Annotated in this window: 4 protein-coding genes; 3 read left to right on the top strand and 1 reads right to left on the bottom strand. The window is 71.4% G+C overall.

The features are described from left to right. Positions 1-1,056, top strand: a 1,056-nt coding sequence (locus GT042_RS12935; protein ID WP_202532705.1) for a CDP-glycerol glycerophosphotransferase family protein, incomplete at its 5' end; no start/stop codon positions are given. A 68-nt stretch (positions 1,057-1,124) separates the two neighbouring features. Here GT042_RS12935 and GT042_RS12930 read toward each other — a convergent pair. Next, positions 1,125-1,736 (bottom strand): TetR/AcrR family transcriptional regulator, encoded by a 612-nt coding sequence (locus GT042_RS12930; RefSeq protein ID WP_161308849.1) that lies wholly within the window; start codon positions 1,734-1,736, stop codon positions 1,125-1,127. 225 nt (positions 1,737-1,961) lie between these two features. On the opposite strand from GT042_RS12930, the gene GT042_RS12925 reads away from it, so the two are divergent. Together GT042_RS12925 and GT042_RS12920 are read left to right on the top strand one after the other, a co-directional pair. Continuing rightward, positions 1,962-2,834, top strand: coding sequence for an ABC transporter permease (locus GT042_RS12925; RefSeq protein ID WP_161308850.1), 873 nt, complete (start codon positions 1,962-1,964; stop codon positions 2,832-2,834). Between the two features lie 52 nt (positions 2,835-2,886). Then, positions 2,887-3,384: ATP-binding cassette domain-containing protein (locus GT042_RS12920; RefSeq protein ID WP_161308851.1), on the top strand; the 498-nt coding region annotated here is incomplete at its 3' end.

Here is a 3,384-nt window from a genome sequence, read left to right as displayed (position 1 = left end):
GCCGTGCGCCGCGCCGTGCGCGCGGTGGCCCTGCGCCTCCACTACGCCGTCCAGCGCCGGCTCCCGCTGCGCGCCGACCGCGCCGCCTTCGCCACGTACGGCCCCGGTGGCGATCCCGCCGCGATCGAGCGGAAGGTACGCGAACTGGCGCCGGGCATCCGTACGTCCTGGCTCACCGACCCCGGCTCCTTCGCGTACTGGACCGCGCTGGCCCGGTCCGCGTACCTCACCAGCAACACCCTCTTCGACGCCCGGCTGGTCAAACGCCCCGGCCAGACGCTCCTCCAGACCCACCGCGGCACCCCGCTCGGGTCCGTCGGCCTGGACCTGGCGGACCGCCCGGCCGTCCCCGCGGACCTCCCCCGGCTCCTCCGGGACGCGGCCCGGTGGGACTACACGCTCTCGGCCAACCGCCACGCGACCCTGACCCACGAGAAGGCGTACCCCTCCGCCGCGACCACCCTCGAATACGGCCACCCCCGCCACGACACGCTCCACGCCCCGGCGGACGTGCCGGGCCTGAGGGAGTCCCTGGGCATCCCGGAGGGCTTCACCACGGTCCTGTACGCCCCCGCGCACCGCGACCACCGCCGCGCGCAGACGCCGTCCCCGGACCTGGAACGCCTCGCCCGGTCCCTGGGCCCGCGTCACGTCGTCCTGACCCGGGTGGCTCCCGCCGCGCCGCACCCCCGGATCATGGACGTGTCCGGCCACCCGTCCGCCGAAGTCCTCTGTCTGGTCTCGGACGCCCTGATCACGGACCACGCGCCGCTGATGTTCGACTACGCGCACCTGGACCGGCCGATCGTCCTGCTCCACGCCGACCGCCAGGTCTTCGAGGCCGTCCGGGGCACCACCATGGACCTGCGCGCGTTCCCGCCGGGCGCGGTGGCCCGTACCGAGGACGAGCTGATCGACATCTTCGCCACGGACCACTGGCGGGGCTCGCGCTCCACCCAGCTCAGGACGGCGTTCCGGGCCCGCTTCTGCCCGTACGCGGACGCCGGAGCGGCGGAACGGGTGGTGCGCCGCGTCTTCCTGACGCGGTCTTCCTGACGCGGTCTTCCCTGATGTGACTGAGGCGCCCCGATCCGGTTCCGATCCCCCGATCCCCCGGGCGGGGCCTACGCGCCGCCCTTGAGCGCGGCCACCGCCGACGCCGCCAGCATGTCCAGATACCCCTTGGGCAGGTCGTTCCTGACCACCACGAGCCGCCAGTACAGCGGCCCCACGGTCAGGTCCAGCGCCCGGTCCGGGTCCGTGCCCTCCGGCAGTTCCCCGCGCTCCACCGCCTCCCGCACGATCACCGCCGCGATCCCCTGCTGGCCGTCCAGCAGCGCCGTCTTGATCGCGTCGGAGATCTCCGGGTGGCGCGCCGCCTCCACCAGCAGGTCCGGGATGACCTGCGAGGCCACCGGATGGCGCAACGCGTGCGAGGCGACCTCCAGCAGCGCCCGTACGTCCCCGTAGAGCGACCCCGTGGCCGGCGCGGGCAGGCCCTGCGCGGCGAAGACGGACAGCAGGTCCAGCACGAGCGCCAGCTTCGACTTCCACCGGCGGTACACGGCGGTCTTGCCGACCCCGGCCCGCCGCGCGATGCCCTCGATCGACATCCGGGCGAACCCGACCGCGGCCAGTTCCTCGAACACCGCGGCGCGGATGGCGTCGGTCACGTCCTCCCGGAGCACGGCGGCTCCCGCGGGTACGCGGCGTGAAATGCGCGGATCCGTGGTCATGAGTTGAGCATAGCTTGACCAAGGCGTCACGACGCTACGGTTGCGTTCCGTCGGAAAATCGTCCTAGCATCGACGTTGCGACGATACGGACCCGTTCCATCGCCTGCGTCGACCCAGCCACCGTCGAAAGCGGTACCTGTGAGCCAGACGATCTCCCCCACCACGCCGAACCCCGGACAGGACCCCGACCGGAAGGGCGAGAACGCCCAGGTCGGAACCGGTCTCCTGCCGCCCGGTACGGACCTGGCCGCCCTCGCCGCCCGCCACGGCCTGACCGTGAGCGGAGCGCGCCCCTCACTTCCCGCGTACGTCCGCCAGCTCTGGTCGCGCCGTCATTTCATCACCGCGTTCGCCACCGCGCGGCTGATGTCCCAGTACAGCCAGGCGAAACTCGGCCAGGTCTGGCAGATCATGACCCCGCTGCTGAACGCGACGGTCTACTACTTCATCTTCGGCGTCCTGCTGAACACCAAGCACGGCGTGCCGGACTACATCCCGTTCCTGGTCACCGGCGTCTTCATCTGGACCTTCACGTCCAGCGCGATCACCTCGGGCACCCGGGCGATCTCCGGGAACCTGGGCCTCGTCAGGGCCCTGCACTTCCCCCGCGCCTCCCTGCCCCTGGCCTTCGCGCTCCAGCAGCTCCAGCAGCTGCTCTTCTCGATGGCCGCGCTGGCCGCGATCCTGGTCTGCTTCGGGCAGTACCCGTCGCTCAGCTGGCTGCTGGCGGCGCCCGCGCTGGTGCTCCAGTCGGTGTTCCTCGCCGGACTCTCGATGATCATGGCCAGGCTCGGCGCCAAGACGCCGGACATCGCCCAGCTGACGCCCTTCCTGCTGCGTACCTGGATGTACGTCTCGGGCGTGATGTACAGCATCGACAAGGTGTCCGGGAAGCTGCCGCACTCGGTGGCGCTGCTCCTCCAGTGGAACCCCGCCGCCGTCTACATCGACCTGATGCGCTTCGCCCTCATCGACAGCTTCGGCTCCGACAAGCTGCCCGACCACGTCTGGGCCATCGCGCTCGGCTGGGCGGTGGTGGTCGGGGTCGGTGGATTCGTCTACTTCTGGAAGGCAGAGGAGGAGTACGGACGTGGCTGACCTCACCAAGACCAAGACCGAGCCGGCCCAGGCCGACCTGACCAAGGCCGACCTGACCAAGGCCGAGACGCGGGCCGCCCCCGCCTCCGGACCCCCCGCCCCCGAGCCCACCCCCACCGTGATCGTCGACGGTGTCCACATCACGTACAAGGTCCACGGCACCAAGGGCGGCAAGGGCTCCGCGACCTCCGCCCTCAGCCGTATCGCCTCCCGCCGCGCCGCCCCCGGCGTCCGCGAGGTGCACGCCGTCAAGGGCGTCAGCTTCGTCGCGTACAAGGGCGAGGCCATCGGCCTCATCGGCTCCAACGGCTCCGGCAAGTCGACCCTGCTCAAGGCCATCGCCGGGCTGCTGCCGCCGACGCAGGGCCGGATCCACACCGAGGGCCAGCCCTCCCTCCTCGGCGTCAACGCGGCGCTGATGGGCGACCTCACGGGCGAGCGCAACGTCATCCTCGGCGGTCTGGCCATGGGCATGAGCCGCGACCAGATCCGCGAGCGGTACGCGGACATCGTGGAGTTCTCCGGCATCAACGAGAAGGGCGACTTCATC

This window comes from Streptomyces sp. SID3212, assembly GCF_009865405.1.
Lineage (GTDB): Bacteria > Actinomycetota > Actinomycetes > Streptomycetales > Streptomycetaceae > Streptomyces.
Note: the sequence above shows the minus strand (reverse complement) of the source record. Positions and strands in the feature narration are given on the sequence as shown.